Annotated in this window: 13 protein-coding genes; 6 read left to right on the top strand and 7 right to left on the bottom strand. The window is 35.5% G+C overall.

What is annotated here, in order from left to right:
* The first annotated feature begins 471 nt into the window (after positions 1-471).
* The 6 genes from PKC55_RS11125 to PKC55_RS11150 all read left to right on the top strand — a co-directional run bounded on the left by PKC55_RS11125 (position 472) and on the right by PKC55_RS11150 (position 10,706).
* Complete coding sequence (locus tag PKC55_RS11125) at positions 472-1,350, top strand: helix-turn-helix domain-containing protein (RefSeq protein WP_291130746.1); 879 nt, start codon at positions 472-474, stop codon at positions 1,348-1,350.
* A 391-nt stretch (positions 1,351-1,741) separates the two neighbouring features.
* The gene (locus tag PKC55_RS11130; protein WP_291027594.1) at positions 1,742-2,332 is read left to right on the top strand and encodes a DUF3575 domain-containing protein; all 591 of its coding nucleotides are present in this window, start codon (positions 1,742-1,744) and stop codon (positions 2,330-2,332) included.
* Between the two features lie 70 nt (positions 2,333-2,402).
* Positions 2,403-3,515, top strand: coding sequence for a hypothetical protein (locus tag PKC55_RS11135; protein ID WP_291130750.1), 1,113 nt, complete (start codon positions 2,403-2,405; stop codon positions 3,513-3,515).
* A 136-nt stretch (positions 3,516-3,651) separates the two neighbouring features.
* Positions 3,652-4,590, top strand: coding sequence for a FimB/Mfa2 family fimbrial subunit (locus tag PKC55_RS11140; RefSeq protein WP_291130752.1), 939 nt, complete (start codon positions 3,652-3,654; stop codon positions 4,588-4,590).
* 80 nt (positions 4,591-4,670) lie between these two features.
* On the top strand, positions 4,671-7,772 hold the full coding sequence (locus PKC55_RS11145) for a fimbrial protein (protein WP_291130755.1): 3,102 nt from the start codon (positions 4,671-4,673) through the stop codon (positions 7,770-7,772).
* Between the two features lie 45 nt (positions 7,773-7,817).
* Positions 7,818-10,706 (top strand): fimbrial protein, encoded by a 2,889-nt coding sequence (locus tag PKC55_RS11150; RefSeq protein ID WP_324373042.1) that lies wholly within the window; start codon positions 7,818-7,820, stop codon positions 10,704-10,706.
* A gap of 68 nt (positions 10,707-10,774) precedes the next feature.
* Here PKC55_RS11150 and PKC55_RS11155 read toward each other — a convergent pair whose 3' ends face one another.
* The 7 genes from PKC55_RS11155 to PKC55_RS11185 all read right to left on the bottom strand — a co-directional run bounded on the left by PKC55_RS11155 (position 10,775) and on the right by PKC55_RS11185 (position 21,081).
* Complete coding sequence (locus PKC55_RS11155) at positions 10,775-11,656, bottom strand: 3-hydroxyacyl-CoA dehydrogenase (RefSeq protein WP_291130758.1); 882 nt, start codon at positions 11,654-11,656, stop codon at positions 10,775-10,777.
* Between the two features lie 5 nt (positions 11,657-11,661).
* Positions 11,662-13,152 (bottom strand): glycosyltransferase family protein, encoded by a 1,491-nt coding sequence (locus PKC55_RS11160; protein WP_291130760.1) that lies wholly within the window; start codon positions 13,150-13,152, stop codon positions 11,662-11,664.
* 109 nt (positions 13,153-13,261) lie between these two features.
* Complete coding sequence (locus PKC55_RS11165; RefSeq protein WP_291130762.1) at positions 13,262-14,455, bottom strand: glycosyltransferase; 1,194 nt, start codon at positions 14,453-14,455, stop codon at positions 13,262-13,264.
* Entirely contained in the window at positions 14,456-15,685 is a 1,230-nt protein-coding gene (locus PKC55_RS11170; protein ID WP_324373045.1) for a nucleotide disphospho-sugar-binding domain-containing protein, read from the bottom strand.
* Positions 15,682-16,440 (bottom strand): alpha/beta fold hydrolase, encoded by a 759-nt coding sequence (locus PKC55_RS11175; RefSeq protein ID WP_291027576.1) that lies wholly within the window; start codon positions 16,438-16,440, stop codon positions 15,682-15,684. Before PKC55_RS11175 ends, PKC55_RS11170 begins: the two co-directional genes overlap by 4 nt.
* Positions 16,418-16,723, bottom strand: coding sequence for a phosphopantetheine-binding protein (locus tag PKC55_RS11180; RefSeq protein WP_291027574.1), 306 nt, complete (start codon positions 16,721-16,723; stop codon positions 16,418-16,420). The genes PKC55_RS11175 and PKC55_RS11180 overlap by 23 nt, the downstream gene beginning before the upstream one ends.
* The gene (locus PKC55_RS11185) at positions 16,711-21,081 is read right to left on the bottom strand and encodes a type I polyketide synthase (RefSeq protein WP_291130767.1); all 4,371 of its coding nucleotides are present in this window, start codon (positions 21,079-21,081) and stop codon (positions 16,711-16,713) included. Before PKC55_RS11185 ends, PKC55_RS11180 begins: the two co-directional genes overlap by 13 nt.
* Positions 21,082-21,086 lie beyond the last annotated feature (5 nt).

The following is a 21,086-nucleotide window of genomic DNA, read 5'->3' on the forward strand; positions in this document are numbered from 1 at the left end:
TAGAATAGATAAAAAACGAAATCTGGGATATATAGAAATGACAATAACTATCTATCGACACAAAGCTAGTAAGTTTTATGTTTGTAACATAACAACTAAAATTAATTAACAACTTATATTTGTTCTTAAGGTTAGTCTTTTTCTCGTTTTTCAATTCAGAAAAAGTAATGGCTTAAATATATTACCCATATATAAAAAATAGACTCTTTTTAAGACAAGGATATATCACAAGACTCTTTCATACCCTCCTATAATTCTTCTTTTCCGCACATAAAAAGTTGTTAACTTTTATTCTTTAAATATTCATTATATAAACTATTAGAATAATATTTTAATAAAAAAATGCACTATAAATTGAACATAAGAAAAAGTTATTCGTTGAATTATTGATGATTACATTCCTCTAAAGCCCTAGAATTATAGAATTTAATATATTTAACAAACTCTTATTAACTTGATATCTTTATCCTAATGAAGACTAAAACACCAGATGTCTTAAATGAAAAGTGTGTTAAAGAAGTAGAAGAAGCTTCTGTATCTTTAGAAATCTGGACCTTAAATAAAGATCAACATCTTGAATTTATAGCGAAAGAGCATAAGATTGTGCTTGTAACGAGTGGCCGTCTGACATGTCTTTTATCGGGATATACTGATGAAAATATTGAAGCAGGGCAAATGATATTTATATCTATAGGAAGTCGCTGCCTTATAAGTACAACAGAAGGGGCTTCTGCAATCTGCCTGAAACCGGGATTGATTTTAAATTTATACAATTATTCAAATTACAGCCAATTCTCTTCTCCGAAGGAATTATCATCAAATAAACCTGTAATCTTGAGCTTTACTCCAATTATATCAGTCTATGCTGAATCTTTAAAATGGTTTCTTAACATGAACTTCAGAGATGCTCTATATATCTGTATAAAAATACGAGAGCTTTTTTATCTCATGTCTATCTGCTATACTCTTCAGGAAAGAAGCCTTTTTTTTCAGTCATTGGCCTCGAGAGATAATAGTTTCTCTGATTTTATATACCAAAATTACAGAGAAGTAAAATCAATTAGTGAGCTTGCCAGTCTTTCTTGTTATAGCCGTTCAGGTTTTGAAAAACGTTTTCGTAAAATTTTTGGAGTACCCGCTTCACATTGGATTACATTGCGAAAAGCAGCGGATATTTATCATGAAATACGTCGGAGCCGTAAAAGCATTAAACAAATTTGTTTCGATTATAGCTTTTCATCGATGTCTCATTTTCACAAATTTTGTAAATCAAAGTTCGGATTATCTCCCGGATATATACGTAAACAAACACTAATAGAGGAAGATGATATAAAAAAGGTGAAAAAGTAACAAAAAAAGGAAAAAATATATGAGCTTTTTTAATAAAACATAATTTATTTTTGTGAACAACGGTTAAGAAGGCAAAACTTAAATCAATTTAAATCACTCAATCGCATAGTCTATTAGCTGAGAATAGGCGGAAATTGAAAAGCAAATATAATACATTTAATAATAAAAGATAGAAACAAATTCTACACTTTGATAGTCTAAAAACTTTTAAATTCAAATAATAGAGAGCTAAGGAGAATTACTCATCCTTAGAAAGTAATATCATCTTGGTAGGCAATAAGCCTGCAATCATCAACTCTAAAGGAGACAAAAACTTTTATAAAAAGGATAAAAACGTGAAAATCAGATTGGTTTCTACAAAACCAATGATGTAACTACTCAATAACATCCGATGACTAAGAAAATAATATTTTTCACACTTATTATTAGTGTGAACTTTTTGCAGGGCAATAGTCAGGCTATGCCAGATAAAACTGAATCGTCTCAAGACATTCTTGGACTCAAATCTAATTTGGTTTATGATATCACAACAACTCTAAATATCGGTGTTGAATATCGATTTTTGGATTATCTAAGTTTTGATTTTTCGATAAACTACAACCCTTGGACATTCTCTAAAAATAAAAAATTAAAGCACATTCTTTTCCAGCCCGAATTACGTTACTGGATCAACAAACCATACAACAAGCATTTTGTAGGAGGGCACATTCTTTATAGTCATTATAATGTCGGGAATCTACCATTCGGGTCCTTAAATAATTATCGTTATCAGGGTGATGGGTACGGATTAGGTATATCCTATGGGTATCAATGGCCTCTTTTCCCAGGATGGAATTTAGAGGCTACTATAGGAGTCGGATACATTTATTTCGATTATGCTCGATATGATTGCGAGACATGCGGGCAAGAACTCGGTAATGGACATAAAAATTATTTTGGCCCTACTAAAATAGGACTCTCACTTATTTACATTCTTAAATAATCGGTATAAATAATTCTTTTACAATTCACACTATTAATCACATTCAATTTAATTAAAAATTCAAGAGCGTATGAAAACGAAAATCAGTTATTTAACTTTATCAATTTTGGCTCTATTAATGAGCTTTAACGGCTGTTCCAATGGTGATGATACAGAGGATGTAGATAAACAACCTAAAAGCGTATTCCTAAAACTAGGTAAAAGTGGCTCTTCACTCCGTTCTGTGGGTACTCCTGTTGGAGATGGGGATGATGTCGTCCTCCAATCAGGAAATTTATATTTTGTAAATTCATCAGGAGCCATATTAAAACATTATACACTGACAACTACTGCTGCTAGTGCGACGAATATTAATATTACAGATGCCGAAAGTGGAGCATTAATAACAAACCTGCCCGGAAACACTTTTGCTGTGTATGTTGTAGGCAATACTTCCGGTCTTCCTTCATCGGGAAATATTTCTGCAGTAAAGGAATATTTATTACAAGTGGCATCACAGGATGACATAGAAGACGTGAACCTATACGGAACTAACACGCTTACCCCTCCTGTGCTGCCTAATACATTTTATACATCTGAAATCGATCTTAATCCAACTGTGGCTCGGGTCGAATTAACTGATATTACAGCTTCAGGTGTTATTACAAGCTTCAAGGTAGATGGAATCTTCATCGATAATTATTACAAGCAAGCTGTTGTAGATGGAAGTGTAGATGTTGCCGATTTTGTTGAAAATGGAGCCTTTGCAGCACCTTTTGGAGATGAAAGCGCTGAATATCCAGCCGAACTAAAACCTGCTATTTATGATTTTTATGATCCGGCACTGACTGCTGTTTCAAAGGTTGCTAAGCCTGTTATTGGCACAATATGGGCATATAATTTATTTGCATCTTCTACCGGTAGTACGGTCCCTCGCATAATTATCCGCTTAAGTGATATACAAACAAATGACCTCTCCACATATACTAGTCCTCAGTTTATTACGATTAAAGGCTTTAAAGCTGTTTCCGGTGGAGCGTCTCTAACGAGTATCAAATCGGGTGAAATCTATAATATTGCTGCAGGAGCACTGACTTTTAAAGAAACAGATTTATCATCGATACCTAACTTAAGCCCAATTGATGTAGAAGTAACTGTTAGTTTGGCAACTTGGTCTGTAGTAGGTGTGACACCTGAACTTTAATTGATATAGTATTCTTTGGAGAAAGAATATTCTTCCTCCAAAGAATCATTTTGTAATCTAACAAAAGCTTTGGCTAAAAATAATACAAGCTACAATAGAAATCTGTAGCTTAATACTTAATCTAAAGGTCTTATATATGAGGTTGTTTTATTTGTTTTTTGGATTATTTTCTGTCTTGGCATTCAATGGCTGTATAGATGATGACTCTGAGGATTGCCCAACTGATATCGAAAACAATTTTGTGATTAAGTTCCGTTATGTAAGCAATGAATCCGGAGAGCTTTTTATAAAAAAGATAAAAAAAGTTGATGTATTTGTTTTTAGGGAAAACGGAGAGTATGTAATGTCACAAGATGCAGATATAGATGCATTAACTAATTTTGCCGGAGTTAGCTTGAACTTAGAACCAGGCAACTATCGTATAGTATGTTGGGGAAACGCTTCTGGTAAAAGTTTTGTTAGCCCACTAAGCACAAACAGTCTCATGAAAGATGCTTTTGTTTGTAATATGTCCCTCCGAAATGGAACTTCAGCTATAGATGGAGATACATTATATTATGCATTGGATAATACTGTATTATCCCCATCTTTAAAAGTTACGACTGTATCCGAAACGATAATAGAACGGATACTCGATTTTCGCCGGGCATTCATAAAAGTACAAGTATATGTAAAGGGGCTTGTAGATAAAGACACTCAGGGAAATCTTCTTGCGCCGATAGTAGAAATGACAGAGGTACCCAGTACTTATAACTTCGAGATGCAGGCTATAGGTACCCCTATACGTTACCTTAATACATCTGTATTTGAGAATATTTCGGGGGAGAAAATCGCATCTATAACATTTAATACACTTCGCTTTAAGGATGATAATCCAATTAATATACAAATAAAAAAGAGTTCAGACGGTAGTATGATTACATCAATTGGTCTGACTGACTTTATGAAAAAAAATAATATAACAGTAGAAGGTAAAGAAGAGGCTGTGATACCGATACTGGTAGAATATAAAGAAGCCTCTGTTGAAATAAGTGTTCCAGAATGGTGGCAAATACCGGTGACACCAGAATTATAGAAGATATTATTGCACAAGTGGAGTATTAGGGCGCTTTTCAGCTTGCGTAGATCATAATATAGAAATAAGATTAGTAGTATATGGGAATCAGAAAAATTGATACGAGACAAAAGAGCATCATTGTATTATTATTTTTAGCAGGAATATTATTCAATTCGTGTCGTGACAATGAGTTTGCACCGATTTTTGGTGTGGAAACAAAAGAAGTAACCTTTTCGGTAAAGATTCCCGGAGCGTCGCTACCTAAAACAAAATCGCTGACTGAAAATAATGAAAATGAAGTTCGGAGCATTGAAGTGCTTTTATTCGATAATAACGGGGAATATACTTATCAACCAATATATAGTAATGTTATCAATACAGATGAAGATGACATCAACATTAAAACCTTCACTATAAAAGTTCCCGAAGGAACATATAATATGTTGATTTTTGCGAATGCCCGGGAGGCGATATCAGGAATTATCAGCAGCATTGAAGAAGGAGATTCCAAAACTTCAGTATTAGACAAGCTTGTTATTTCCAATAATGGGAAATGGAATACCGATCCGGTATCTACAGGATACACTCCTATTCCGATGTTCGGAGAAATACCATCTATCACGGTAAATGCAGGATTATCAAATAACACACCCGTTAATTTGGTGCGTATGGTATCAAAAATTGACGTGGCACTTACTAATACTGATGCTACGGATAATTTTACCTTAGAAAGTATACGTCTTTATAATTATAATAATAAAGGATATATTGCCCCGGTTTCGAGTAATTGGGATCAGGCTCAGAGTATTGTTACAGATGCCAGTATCCCTGCAGGCTTTACTCTTACACAAGGACCTTTGGTATACGATGATACAGCTATTAATATAGATCAGACCGCATCATCAGGTGAAATATATACATTTGAGGCTATCAGGGCAAATTCATCATCGATGCAAGATGCGACCTGTCTGGTAATAGGAGGTACATATACCGGTGATAGTCAACCAACATATTACCGTGTAGACTTTGCCCGTACTTCTTCATCGGTCACCACTTACCTACCTCTACTCAGAAACCATTATTATAAAGTGAATATAACGAAAGTTAGTGGACGCGGTTGGACAACCCCAACCGATGCGTTCAATTCTCTGCCGGTAAATATAGAGGCTAATGTCATTATGTGGGATAATGCAAAAATAGGTGATATAGTTTTTGATGGACAATATATGCTGGGAGTGTCACAAAGAGAAATGACCTTTACCCGTAAGGTACGCACTATTTCGAGTACAGATAATACATTTTCTATAACAACAGATTTTCCTTCGGGATGGAAGATCGAAAAAATAACCGATGCAGGAGGAAGCTCTATAAGTTGGCTAAGTGTAGTGTCTATGATAGGAACTCCGGTAACGGCAGGAACTTCGGGCAATGTAAGTGATCTTAAGCTTAATATGACAGAAAATACTAGCGGATTAGATCGCATTGCCTTTATTCATCTTAGTGCAGGGCGGTTAACTCACACTGTAAAGATAACTCAAAAAGCCGAACTAAACCTGGAACTTACGATTACTGATATGTCTGGAAAAGAGATTTCCGAGCTGGTATTTATCTCATCTGCTGATGTTCAGCCGGCAGCACAACAATTCAAACTCAAATGGAATCCTTCTGTATTCACAGTTTCATCAAGTCGTACTGATCTTTATAATGTGGGCTTTTCATTCGATGGGTCATCAGATCAGCCTGGTTCGGGAGCATTTACCTTGATCAATGATGCTTCTGGCGAAAAAACTTTTACAGTACGCCCTACAGCTATTACGTCTGCTGAATATGCAACAAATCCTTTTCTGGAAAAAGTATCTGTTGTCGATTTCAGAATAGGTGACCCATACACTTTTTTAACTGCAAGTATTTTTCTTAGACAGGTAAAATACAATATCTCTACAGAAAAAGATACATATTATCTGATGGATGGGACTCAGAAGTATTTTACCATTAAGTCTAATACAAATTTCACCGTTGAGGTCAAAAGTAACCCTGATAATGTATTACAAACTTTAACAACCACCTCTGGAGGGGGCAATACGAATGGGACGAGAGTATATTTCAACATAATCAATGATATAACGAATCCTACCCTTTATAATAGAGATGTAGTGCTGACAATTAAGAGCCCACAAGGACGTTTCGCAGATACAGATATTACTTTGCCTTGCTATGCCGGTATCATACAGCCTAAATCAAATTCCTATATTGTAAGTCCGGGAGGTACAGGAATACTAATCCCTGTAAGTAGAGCTAACGAATCTGCTGCCGGCATTCAACTTGGTACTTCAGATAGTTTTACGGCGGGACTTCTTTGGACTGATAATACAAATAAAATAGCATCTAATTCAAATATAAGCATCCTTCAGGCTGTTGGTACAGGTGCATCGGGCTATGTTCTAGTGAAACCGGGAAGTATCCAAGGAAATGCAGTAGTAGAGATTAAAAATGCTTCAAACAAAACACTTTGGTCATGGCATATATGGGTAACTAACTATACTCCGTCAGCCTTAGGTATCGGCAAATTTATGGATCGCAACCTTGGTGCCTTGGGGAACACCTCAAACACAGTGGAAGCAAAAGGTCTATTATACCAATGGGGACGTAAAGATCCGTTCCCGAATTCGTCAACATTAACAGGAACCGATGAACCTATTCTATATACGTCATCAGGCACCACATCAGTATCTAAAATACAGGTAGCAGAATCCAACAACTTGGCCAATTCTATAGCATATCCATTAACTTTCTACTATGGCTCAACACCCAATTTTGATTGGTATACTAATGGAACAGCGCAAAACAATGCTCTTTGGGGACCAGCAACTAAAACAGTTTATGATCCATGCCCTGTTGGATGGCGTGTACCTCAACAAGGAACATGGGGCAGTAGTAATTTTACTATGGGACAAAATAGTACTACATGGGATACCACGGGAATGACATGGACTGGCTACGGAAACTGGTATCCTGCGGCAGGTTATCGGACAGATGGAAGTGGAAGTTTGACAAACGTTAGTTACAACGGAATATATTGGGCTGCCACAGCTACTGGTGTATACGGATTCAATATGAAATTTAATAGTACAAATTTATGGATTGGGCAACCAACTTACCGAGCCGGAGGTTTTTGTATTCGATGCGTATCCGAACAATAAATAGTCTAGAGCTATCGGCTTAGAAATTATAAACACGAATAAATTATGAGAGTAATTATCAAATTGACTATATATGGAGCTATACTTGTTTTGTTATCATTAGGCATCTCTATGCCTTCATGCAGTGATACCGAATATGTATCGACAGAAAATAAGAATGTCATGGATATGTTATTTTCAGTAGTAGTTCCAGGTTCATCGGGTCTTAAATCTTCTTTGGATGAAGATGATGAGAATGATGTGCGAAGTATAGAAGTTTTGTTGTTCGACCTAGACGGGAAATACACATATCAACCTTTGTATAGTAATGTTATAAATACTAATCCTACAGATAGTAAGGTTAAGACTTTTTCTGTAAAAATTCCGGAAGGAAATTATAATGTGGTAATTCTGGCAAATTCCCGACAGAGCCTGGCTAATGCTTTAAGCAGCATAAGTGACGGTGAGGAAAAATCTTCGGTTATGGAAAAATTACTATTGTCGAATGCGGGAAAATGGAACACCGATCCTCTATCCGGAGGATACGTTCCCATACCAATGTGGGGAGAATTGACATCACTCTCTGTAGATGGCAATACAGTCATTAATAATCCGGTCAATCTGGTTCGTATGGTTTCCAAAATAGATGTAGCACTTACTCATGTAGATGCCACAAGTAAATTTGTACTGGAAAGCATACGCCTTTATAACTATAATAATAAAGGTGGAATTGCTCCTGTATCGTCAAATTGGAATGCATTACAAGGAAAAGTAACATCCCCTTCGGTTCCTGCTTCTGCACAGAAACCTGCAAATGCGTCACTGAACCCACTTGTATATGATGAAGATGCCATTACAACACCAGGGATTTCTAGCATAGGAGAAATCTACACTTTTGAAGCATTAGCCGGGAGTTCATCATCTTTACAAGATAATACCTGTCTGGTTATCGGTGGAACTTATACGGGCGATGCCCAACCGACTTATTATCGGATCGATTTTACACAAACATCTTCAGGCGCTACCACCTATCTTGCTTTACTCAGAAATCATCATTATAAAGTAAATATATCTGAAATTAGCGGTTCAGGATTGGCGACTCCAACAGATGCTTTCAATTCTCGTCCGGTTAATATTAAAGCTGAAATTATCCAATGGAATGACGCTCTGATGAGTGACGTTGTTTTTGACGGACAATACATGCTCGGAGTTTCCGCCGGAGAATTCTCTTTTCCCAGAGATATTCAAACAGCTAGTGATGAAAACAATACGCTTGCAGTTACAACTGATAATCCTTCAGGGTGGACTGTAGATAAAATAGTAGATGCGCAAGGCAACAATATTAATTGGGTAAGTTTGTTATCCACATCAGGAACTTCTGTTTCATCTGGTTCTTCGGGTGTAATTTCCAACCTTAAAGTTGGTCTGACGGAAAATGTAAGTGGCTTAGTCCGTATTGGTTTTATCCATTTGAAAGCAGGGCGACTTACTTATATAATCAAAGTGACGCAAGATATAAATGCAGCTATAGCATTAAGTATAAAAAATACTGCAGGAACTCGAAAAATCACAGAATTGATATTTGCAGCACCAATAAATACTCAACCAGATGCCCAACAATTTAAAATAAAGTGGGTTCCAGAATCTTCATCTGTTACAGCAACTCATTATGTGATAGGTAGCACAGGGCTCTCGTTAGACGTTTCTTCAGGTTTGCCTTCCGTTGGTTTGCAGTCTAGTATAAGTGATCCATCAGGAGAGAAATTATTTACAATACAACCCCCAAGCATTTCTGATTCCGAGCTTTTAGATAATCCGTTTCTTGTGAAAATATCAAAAATAGATTTCACTGTATCCAATGGTACTAATAATATAACTGAGAGTATATTCTTAAGGCAATCGACTTACAACATTGTGTTCAGCAATGTTAGCAGTTCGTACTGGACAAATGGAAATACATATACGTTTAATGTGAAAAGTAATACCAGTTGGCGTATAAAAGCCATCTCTGAAAATATAACAACAGGTAGTGGTTCTCTTTTGAATCTGCAAGCTTCAGACAACTTGAAGATTGGAGCAGTTGGTTCTGCTAATACTGGAACAGGTACTGCTGTTAATTTTAGAGTAGTAGGGAATGCCATAAGTGTGGCAGGACAGGTAACAGTAGTTTTTGAAAGTACCGACTCTCCCAAGAAGTTCAATGATGTAACTCTTGTATTAAATATAACTAATGAATATTATCCTAAAGCTCATAAAGGATGGGCTGGCAGTAATATATATTACGATCTTGTTTCAGGGCATTTGACTTTCGATGATGTCGGTGTAACCACACACAAGACTTATCAGGGAGTATACTTTCAAGGAGGTAGCTTATATGCTATTTCACCTATAGGTGCCTATTCTTTGGCAACAGTATTATATCCTCCTTTGGGCGGAACGACATCAAACATAGAATGGTCTGCAATTCCATATCCTATAACCAATGTAAACAGTAATCCTCCTTCGGGAAAAACAAATCTTGACCGTGCATACCTCTATGAAATAACGAATGCATCGACAGGAGTTGGCGATATTTGCAGATACTTAACAGAGAAAGGATGGGCGCCTCCGGGTAAAAAATGGCGAATGCCTACTTCTAGCGAATTCAATGATGTATCCAGTTATTCAATAGTGGGTCCGTTTATATCATATACCTCTACCCTAGCTGATGGAACTCAGTCTTTCGACAGAGGATATAATAAGTTAGATACAGGTTCTCCATTTTTCCCAGCATCAGGATATCGAGATACAAATAATAGTCTTGTTCAAATAGGAACAAATGGAATGTATTGGTCTTCATCCGCTAACGGAGCCAATAACTATGCCATGACTTTTGCGAATGGCAATTTGATAACAACCAATTATGAACTTTTTCGTACTTTAGGCTTTTGTGTGCGTTGTGTGGTAGAAGAATAACTTTTAAAACCAGTTATAACTTGAAGGGAAGATATATAGGCTTTAATCCTATACATCTATCCCTTTTGTCATTTCTTTATTTTAGTGATGTTTATTTCTTTTGGATATTTATAAAATCCTTCTCCTGAGAGATATCCCAGTTTTCCTTGTTTTATAAAATTGTCTTTTAGATATTGTGCAAATAATTTTGCTTTCAGATCTCCATTAGCGGCTATATTATAGACTGTATTTATACCAACTATATCATATATTTCAAAAGGACCAACAGGTGAGCCTGTTGCGATACGCCATGTTTTATCGATGGTTTCGATATCGCCAACACCCTTTAGGTAGAGTTCGGTAGCAGCTGCCATAAAAGGCATTAACAATGAATTTAATATATAACCACGTTGCTCTTGTTTTACAAGGATAGGAATCATTCCAATAGCTTCTGCAAAATCTATTACAATATTATACGTTTCAGCATCAGTCTCTGAAGATTTCATAATTTCAGCAATATTGCAGTGAAATAATAAATTGGAAAAATGTAATGCCATAAATTTATGAGGACGCCCTGTAAACTCCATCAAATCGCTGGGTAGCATTGTTGATGAATTAGTGGTGAAAATTGTCTTTACAGGAGCAACCCTACCCAACTCTGTGTATAATTTTTGTTTTATTTCCATATTCTCGGGTATAGCTTCTATTGTAAGATCAGCATCTTGAACAGCTTCAGAAAGATTAAAAGAATACGAAATATTATTAAAAGCGGCATCCATTTCTTCTTCGTTAGCATGAGCCTCTCTCAGATATATGTTCTTTAGTAATTCAAGGGTTTCAATCCCCTGACTGTATAAGTCTACATTGATGTCATATATCGTGACATTGAATCCTTTAAAAGCTGTCTGAAATGCAATTTGAGAGCCCATATTACCACCCCCTAGAATAGTTACATTGGATATTTTATTCATCTTCTTTATTTTAGTTTGTATAATTGAAGTATCTCTATATTTTTTTCATCTATCGTATTGATAATCGTGTCTGTTAAAATTAAAGTGTAATTTTCTTTGAAAGCACGCAGATTTAAAAAATATTCTTGATTTCCAATTTTCCGTCTCTTCTGCACTTTTGTGCTTCCATCTATATCCAATAGAGGCAAGGGTATAACTATAAACTTGATTTCTTTATTTTCAATATACCTTGTCTGTTCATCACGCATTTGAGGATATGATTCATATGTTAGATTAGGTGAAACAAAATAACGAATATTAGGAACGATTTTACATGTTGTAAATAAACTATTACCCAGACCAAAACCAACATTTAGGAGTGTTGGATTTGGTTCCTTAACAATTTCATCATGAATTTTCTGTGTAAGTAATCCCGGCTTCAAAGAAACTGTAGTCCCGGCGATCTTACTATTCCCCAAATCAGTCTGACTATAGCCTATATATATCATACAACTTGTAATGATAAGTAAAAAAGCAGATGTAATATATTTTACTATCGTTATAAAACCGGATATGTATATAAACAAACTTAGTACGCCCAATAAGCTAAAAATAAGAAATACAACAGGATAATACATTTGAAAAACCGGAGACATAAATATAATAATGTAAAGAGCGACTCCGGATAATAGTAAAGCATATTTACCTAAAGTATACTTAATATGTTTTACTGGAAAATAGAAAACTCCAATAAGTGCCATAAAGAAAAGTGCAAAAGGATCCATAAACAGGTATACAACACGGAGCAATACTAATTGTACAGAACTGCTTATCGTCTGTAATTCAGCATATTTTCTATTCAATTCAATATAAATAGAGTATGCTTCTTGGAGTGCGTCATTAACATAGAGGTACAAAAGAATAGGAGTTGCAATAATCAAAAGTCCTGCAATATATGCAACCATATTTACTGCAAAATTTTTGAACGCTCTCTTCCGTAAAAGATTAAAAAATATAGCAGCTAAAGGAAAGAACCAAAAAGCCAACAAATTGAGTTTTATGAAAAGTACCATAGAACACATAATTCCATGTATAAACATTACTGACGGCTTATGGATAGATACACCTTTTCCTTTAAAATATCTGACAAAGTAATATAAACTAATACATTCGAAAACAAGAATAAACTCTTCTGCTGATCCTCCCGCTTTCATTATTTTCAGTATAAAGACAGGGAAAATAATAGCTACTATATATGCAAAAGCATTATCCAAATATAATTTAGATAGCTTATAGATATAATAAACCATTATAAACCATGCAGTCCATTGAATCAGAAACATTCCGAAGAAAGAATTATTTGATATAAGATATCCCAGACCATATATAAAGAAAATAAGAGGCCCTTTATGATCAAAAGATTCAGTATAAAGGGTTCTGCCATTAAACATAGCTTTTGCTACATTAAAGTAAATATTTACATCTGCCCATTCATTTGAATAATACAAAGGAGACATGTGAGAACATATGATTAATAGAAAAAAAACATAACAACCGAGGAGTATTATTATTTTATTTTCGGTCAGTGAGTTAAAAACGCTCATGCTCAAATTATATTCTTTTTAGTTACTTTTTTACAGTTATAATTTCTTCCAATAATTCGGCAGCTCTTTTATTGCCACCTGCTTCTATAAAAGATTGTTGAATCTCTTTAGCCGCTTTTTTATATGTAGGATTGTATAATAGCTCATCTACAGCATGTTCGATGTCTTTAACGCGCATACGACTATATTTGATGCGAATACCACAGCCGTAGTTTTGAATCAGTTGAGCTGTATGCGATTGATCGAAGGCCATCGGAATAATAAGCATAGGTATACCATTCATAAAAGTATCGCAAGTTGTATTTAACCCACCATGTCCGATTACAACATCTATATGTTTCAATAATTCTGATTGAGGAACATATCCTTGCACTATAAAGTTCTCAGGCCATTCATCCAATATGTTAGGATCTGCAGCCGCTATAACAGTAACAGGATTATCTTTTAACGCTTCAATCATGTGGCTAAAGAAATCTTTCCGACTTTGGACCAATACTGTTCCTATCGAAATGTATATCTTAGGGTGGTCACCCATTGCCTCAAGCTTTTTCCAATCGAATGGAGTATTATCCGGTCTACCTGTCAATGCCCCTATAAACTTCATATAGGGTGGTACAGAAGCATTATCTAAACCGCAAAATAGCTGTGAAGTATAGTACATATTCAATAGCTTAGACTGCATAAACTCTTCATCCCCATCTATTCCAACAAAACGTTGTAAATCAATGATTGATTTATGTACCCATTCTGTAACTTTAGGTGCACTTTGAGGGTCGTTCAGAGCATTAGGTGTAATAGGCGTTATAGTGGCAAATGGAATATTTTTTAATTGAGCGGACAGTCCACCAACAAAAGTAATACAATCATTCACTATTACATCGGGTTTATATTGCTCTACAATCTCATTAAACTCGTCTATCATCATCCTAGCAAAAGGAATATAGGTATCTTCCAGCCCTAATTTTAGAGCTTCAAGAGCCGGCATATTAGCGCCCTTATTTTGCAGCAAGATTATTCGTTCTATCTCTTTTTCGTTTTTACTCTCTGTTTTTTCCATATAGAAGTATTTTGCTCCTGAAGGAAAGAGTTTCATATTGAGTTTGGTCATACCCGCCCAAGCAACATCATGGCCTCTTTCTAAGAGAGTGCCTCCTATACTTAATGTGGGGTTTATATGCCCCCAGAAAGGAGGAATTACAAATAAAAATTTAGACATTTAATTCTGTTTTAAGGTTATAGACCTATTTGTTTTGTAAGTATGTTTTGTAAGTATGTTTTCTAATAATTTCACTGCTTTAGCAACGCCTCCCGCTTCTTCAAATGATTTTTGTATTGCCTGGGCATTTTCTGAATATTTCTTGTCATGGAGAATTTCGTTGACAGCATCTTTCAATTGTTGTGCCTTAAATCTGTTGAAGTTTAATCGTATTCCTGATCCGCTATCTACAACTGTACTTGCAACATAGGATTGGTCATAGGCAATAGGTAAAACGACCAAAGGTTTGGCATATGACAACGCTTCACAAACAGTATTGTGTCCTCCGTGGCATACTAAAGCATCCATTAGAGGGATAAGTTTAAGTTGTGGAATGCGTCTACATACTATAAAATTTTGAGGTATATAGTCAAACAACTCAGGATCGGAAACAATTACGATTCCTATCATTTCATTCTCGAAAGCCTCTGTCACTTTCCTTAGAAATTGTCGTTTGAGGTTGTGATCAAATGTTGTTCCTATTGTGACTAGTATTGTAGGACGATCATTCATTGATTGAAGTTTATGCCAATCAAAATCATCGGTCAAATCTCCTCTATTGATTACTGGACCTACGAATTGGTAATAATTATCTAAGTTAGATTCTCCAAATAATTTTTTAGAAGTATATACAATTGTAAGTAATTTGGAGCAATCTAAACGCTTATCGCTATTAAGCCCTACACTCTTTTGAAACTTTATAATCTGGTCTCCTTCCCATGCATGAATCGTCGGTAAAGATTCGTTTACCTTTATTGCCGCCGGAGCAGTTACAGATGTTACATAAGGTATATTCTTTTGTATTGCAGCTACTGCTGCAGCAAATATCTGATGATCATTAATAATGATGTCAGGTTTATAAGCATCAATAAGTTTTTTTATGCCATCAAGCATACCCGCATTCATTGGAATTAATACCTCATCATACAGGAACTTCAAACTATCAAGACCATAAACAGCTTTTTTGCCTAGCTTCAGAATTTCATTTTTTATCTGTTCTTTATCGGCTTCACTTATATCTGCATCGAGTAAAAGAAATGTGCCGCCGTTGGGTATTCTTTCTTCTAATTGAGGATCAATGCTTATCCATGCCACTTCATGTTTATTTTTGAGCAATTCAGCCCCCAAACCTAAAGTAGGATTAACGTGACCTGTAAGTGGCGGAACTATAAATAAAAATTTGCCTTTCATTTCATAAATTCTAATAGTTTCTCAATAATCCATTGTGGTTTTTGAATAGGCAAGTTATGATCGCCACTCCCTTCTAATAAATAAGAATTTGGAATAATTTCTTTCAATAGATTTCCGGCTAATAAACAATCCGAATCAGAGCCATATAATAATAAGGTTGGCACTTTAATAGAATTGGTAGATAATATATCAAACAAATTATTATCTATATCAAAATCTTCCTTAATTGAAGTATGGTTGAATAAGTATTCATAGAGTTTTCTATTCTTTTCAATCTGCCTTTTTCCGGGCTGTAAAGATGTAGACTCAGCATAGTTATTCAAATACTGATCTATAAATTTATTTCCATATTTCTGGAGTACTTCAGGAGCATCACCTTCATCCGGCTTGGGAGACTCTATCAGGCTTAGTTTTTCCACCCTATCAGAGTAAAGTATTGCCGTTTTTAAGGCTATAAGACCACCATAGCTGTATCCAACCAAGTGTACTTTCTTTAAATTCAGAACATCAAGTAGAGCTATCAAGTCATCAGACATCGCCTCAAGATTATATCCACAGTCAACACGTTCACTCATACCGTGGCTTTGCAAATCATATAATACAACATGAAAATGTTTAGCCAGTTCGGGGGCCATGTTAAAGTAGAATACTGACATATTGGTAAACATACCATGAATCATCACAATAGCCTGAGATGCTTCACGATTCATTTCCAATACATGGATTTTCTTGTTATTTATCTGAATGATTGCCATCAACAATAAAGTTTACAATATCTCCTATATTCAACTTTACAATCTGATCAAGATCCATTGCTGACAACCATTTTGTAAAGTCTATATCCGTCCCGTATTTAATTCTAACTTTCTCAGCAAAAGCCACAAGCTCAATACTATCCATCTCCAAATCTTTTGTAAAATTGCTGTTTTGAGTTATATCAAGTTCTTCTGCTATATCCGCACCTATTATATCTGAAATAAACTGATGCAAAACTTCAAATACCAGATCTTTTTCTTCTTTTACGATTATTGTGTCCATCCTATTATGTAGTTTTTATATTTAAATATCCTTATTTCGCAATCTTCAATAAAAAGAATGTCATCATTTATTCTTTTTACTTCATATCGTTTAGGGTTCCCTTGAAGTCCCACGCCTAACATTTTTCCATAAGCTTCTTTTGCTACCCAAAAACGAGTGCTCCATTCTGTGATATCCTTGTCTTTAATCAATTCGAGTTCGTAAGGGGTGAATGAAATTTCCAAAAAGTCTTTTGTACGTTCCTCTATTGTTTCTATGTCGATACCAACAGATTTTTCTGAAACAATGCTCACACTGGCTCCATTCTTGTGGGCTAAAGAAATTTCTAATCCTTTTGTTTCTTCTATACCATACACATAAGGCTTGCCATAATCATCATATTTTATAAAGTATTCAATTGGATATGTTAATTTACCACTCTTATTCTGAACATACCACCTTAAACTATCTTTGAGAGCAATCCTGCTAGTAAGATAATCTTTCCGCTTATTTAGAGGCAGAGAAGCTTGTCGTTTCTTTTCGGGCTGATTTAAGTATCTTTTTCTAAGAAATTCTAAAACACCTGTTTTATTATATATACTTTCCGATAAAAATACTCCAGGTGCGATTTGTTGCGATATAAAATTTTTTCCAGGATTCAAAGTCATCTCCCATAGCAAACTATCAAACTCAAATCGTCTGTTTTGCCAGCCTTTGACAATACACCATACTTTACCTTCTCTTTTCAGTATCATTTCTGCTGTCGTAAAGTCTTTATCAATAGTTTTACTCAAACAGATACATTCAAATAATCCTTCTTGATCATGCATATCTTGATAAAAAGTAATTTCCTGAACTTTTACAGGAAAGGTTATATAGTTTATATCCAGAATAAGATGTAAATACAAACCATAAGTTTGCCCCATATTATCAAGGAGAGATCCTTTGCCTGCCTTTTTTCTTATATAAGATCTTATACCTTTTTCTGTGACATTTGTAACCATTTCTATTCCCTGATATTCAATTCCATGAAACATATACTTTTCATATATTTGCTCTGGTGTAGGTAATGGTCTGATATCTTCTCCCAGATCAATATAATCTTCATAATATGAATCAGGCTTAGAAAATGAGTTTCTTAATGTAACCTCGCCCGATGCATAATTCTTGATGTTTAAAGAAAGTAATTCATCAGACTTCCACACACCATTTATTTTCTGGACAAAGGGTGTATGAACTTCCATCCACTGATAAACACTGATAGGTCCAATTCTTACAATCTTTTTTGACAAATCCTGTCTATGTGCAGCTTCAGCTATCAACTCAAAGGTCATAGTCATTGGAATTACAGGGTTTAAGTCTTCCACATAGTTCCAATTTGCCGGTTGCTTAACTAATGAGTGCCCTATTAGTGTAGGGTGTGTATCTAATGATACGTATAAATCTTCTTCAAATGTTGATCCTGTCTTGGCCCCATTTCTTATAATGGTAGGTTTTAAATCTTTTTCGATAACAGGCGAAATGGTATTCGTGACTTGAGATTGAGTATTAGCAGAGATATTTTTATAGTTTATATTCCTTTCCTTTAATAGTCCGGCTAGTTCCATCTGCATTTGTGCCATCTCTTTGATATTCTCATTCAGAGCTGACATTATCGGATGAGAAGTTTCCATTGCTAATGAGTCAAAATCAACAGAAGTCGTTTTTTGTAGACGATTTCGGACATGTCCACTCAAAAGAGGAAAGTCTGATTGAAAGCCCATGAGCATTTGTAGATTCATTCCTTTTTTCTGTTTTTTCTTATTCAGTTTCTCTACATTAAGAAAAGACATATCAACATTCCGACCTTCTATATAAAGCAATGCCATCACGCGTCTCAATTGCTCTAATGTAGTTCTTTGTGTGCTGACCTCAGATATAGAACTATAGGGTTTGTTTACCAATATATCATCTACAAATCCGACAAGGCTTCCTCCTCCGACCTGAATAAATACGCGTACATTTTCCTCATCATAGAGTTTTTCAATAAGCTCTCTAAATCTCACACTTTCTATAAGATGTTTGACAGATAATGCTTTAATCTCATGAGATTCGGTTGGATAAGGTTCCAATGTATTCGATGACCACATTGGCACACTCGGATCAAGGAATTCGAGATGTTGGAACGAATCCTCAAGCAGATCAAGCCTGTCTTTTATGAAAGGAGTATGAAATCCAGATTGATATGGTAAAACCTGAAAGAAAATATCTTCCTGCCTAAGAGATTCGGACAACTTCTTAAGAGCATCTTCGGTAGCGCATAGTAATACTTGATTCGGACAATTATCATTAGACAAGTAAAGATTAGGTATTGAGTCTAGATACTTCTTAACCCTCTCCCGCCCTACACTGACAGCAATAAAGAAAACACCATCTATTTTATATTGACTCGCATCTAAGCAGTTGATAAGTTTTTTGATTGATTTACCTGATACCATACCTGATGCTTCCACACCGAACCACTCACCTAAGCTGTGTCCGACGTTCATATCTGATTTTATATTTAATACCTTCAACGACATATCCATCGCTTTGTTGATACGATACAATCTTAAGACATTGTCTATAATTTTACTTTCTGTTGATTTGTATTCCTCTTCAGGTAAAGAAAATTTAAAATAGTTAATCAGGCTCTCTATTTCAGGATTCACTCCGGGATCATAACCCGGATACATAAAAGCAATCTTTCCTCCATTCTTTATAAGTGGTTTATTTGTAAACCAAATATCTTGACGCCCTTTCCATATTAAATCTTTTTCAATAAACTTTATAGCTTTTTCTATCCTATCTGGAGTTGGGTTGAATAGAACCAAACGGTAGTCTCCTTCTTTATTAACAGATGCTGTTTGTCCATTACGTAAAGTCTTTATTAACTCTTCTTTGGAGGTAGAGCTAATCGCTATTACTTTATCATGAAATGGGCTTTTCTCAACATCATCGTCTAAAGATCGTTTATCTCCGTATGCTTCTAAGATCACATGTGCATTTATTCCTCCAAAACCAAAAGCATTTACCCCAGCAACTAATGGGTACTTATTTTCATCCCAATCCTGTAGTTTCTGTACAGGTCTGAAACGGGTATTTTCTATCCCTTTTAATGGATGCTCACAATGTAATGTTGGAGGAATCTTTCTAGTATATAAAGCCAAAACTGTTTTAATCAAGCCAAGAATACCTGCGGCAGGCATAGCATGACCAATATTAGATTTTACAGAACCAATCAGTACATCTTTGTCAGATTCTTCTTTTGGAAACACTTCTGATAAAGTTTGTAACTCTGTCTTATCTCCTATAGTTGTAGCAGTGCCATGTGCTTCTAAATAACCAATTTTAGATTTGTCTAAATCTCTATTAGCCCAAGCTTTTTCTATTGCAAGTTTTTGTCCCTTTACTGATGGAGCCATTACGGCAACTCCTGATCCATCACTACTCACTCCTACCCCTTTGATGACTGCATAAATACGATCTTTATCTGCAATAGCCTTATCCAGCGTTTTTAGAACAACGAAACCGCTACCTTCACCAATCAGTAGACCATCCGCATTTTCGCTGAATGGACAGATATGTTGTTTATGAGATAGAGCTCCAAGTTGTGAGAAAATACTCCAAAACGGAGCATTATGACCAACATGAACTCCCCCTGCAACTGCAATATCACATCTTCCACTTTCTAGTTCTTTCACACAATGATCCAATGCAATCAAAGAGCTGGCACAAGCTGCATCAACTACATATGACGGTCCCTGCATATCTAACTTGTTAGAAATAAGGGATGCTATCAGATTGGGTATAAGCCCAGGCATAGAATCCGCCTGATAACGCCCTCGTGACGCTTGATACTGTTCTTTTATTTTGTCGAGTTCTTCATCAGATAAATCGGGTAATGCTTTTTTTACTGCTTCTGTTATTTGATGACTGACATGAACAATATCCATAGCTCGCCATATAGCAGATCCCACATACGCTCCTTTTCCTATTACCAATGCGCATTTCTTTAAGGATATATTTTTTTCAAAGACCGATGCGTCTTCCAACGCTTCATAAACATTTTTTAATGCTAAAAGATGCGCCGTATCCATTCCTTCTACGGCCAATGGTAGGATCGAAAACTGCATGGGATCAAATAATATATCCGGAATAAAACCTCCTCGTTTGCAGTAAAATCGATCTACAGTCGGAGTCTTTGTCTCATCAAAATATCTAGGATCCAATCTATCTACAGGAACATCCTTAATACAGTCCACCCCATTGATAAGATTGTTCCAATATTCAGTGTAATTACTTGCTTCAGGAGCAAAACAAGACATTCCTACTATTGCTATATCTTTTTTATTTTCCACCTCTG

Source organism: Dysgonomonas sp. (assembly GCF_035323175.1).
Taxonomy (GTDB): Bacteria; Bacteroidota; Bacteroidia; order Bacteroidales; family Dysgonomonadaceae; genus Dysgonomonas.

Coding starts and splice junctions, on each gene's coding strand:
- PKC55_RS11160 (WP_291130760.1), bottom strand. CDS start 13,152: ATGTCTCCTTTGTATTATTCAAATGAATGGGCAGATGTAAATATTTAC.
- PKC55_RS11150 (WP_324373042.1), top strand. CDS start 7,818: ATGAGAGTAATTATCAAATTGACTATATATGGAGCTATACTTGTTTTG.
- PKC55_RS11165 (WP_291130762.1), bottom strand. CDS start 14,455: ATGTCTAAATTTTTATTTGTAATTCCTCCTTTCTGGGGGCATATAAAC.
- PKC55_RS11145 (WP_291130755.1), top strand. CDS start 4,671: ATGGGAATCAGAAAAATTGATACGAGACAAAAGAGCATCATTGTATTA.
- PKC55_RS11135 (WP_291130750.1), top strand. CDS start 2,403: ATGAAAACGAAAATCAGTTATTTAACTTTATCAATTTTGGCTCTATTA.
- PKC55_RS11125 (WP_291130746.1), top strand. CDS start 472: ATGAAGACTAAAACACCAGATGTCTTAAATGAAAAGTGTGTTAAAGAA.
- PKC55_RS11140 (WP_291130752.1), top strand. CDS start 3,652: ATGAGGTTGTTTTATTTGTTTTTTGGATTATTTTCTGTCTTGGCATTC.
- PKC55_RS11130 (WP_291027594.1), top strand. CDS start 1,742: ATGACTAAGAAAATAATATTTTTCACACTTATTATTAGTGTGAACTTT.
- PKC55_RS11155 (WP_291130758.1), bottom strand. CDS start 11,656: ATGAATAAAATATCCAATGTAACTATTCTAGGGGGTGGTAATATGGGC.
- PKC55_RS11180 (WP_291027574.1), bottom strand. CDS start 16,723: ATGGACACAATAATCGTAAAAGAAGAAAAAGATCTGGTATTTGAAGTT.
- PKC55_RS11170 (WP_324373045.1), bottom strand. CDS start 15,685: ATGAAAGGCAAATTTTTATTTATAGTTCCGCCACTTACAGGTCACGTT.
- PKC55_RS11175 (WP_291027576.1), bottom strand. CDS start 16,440: ATGGCAATCATTCAGATAAATAACAAGAAAATCCATGTATTGGAAATG.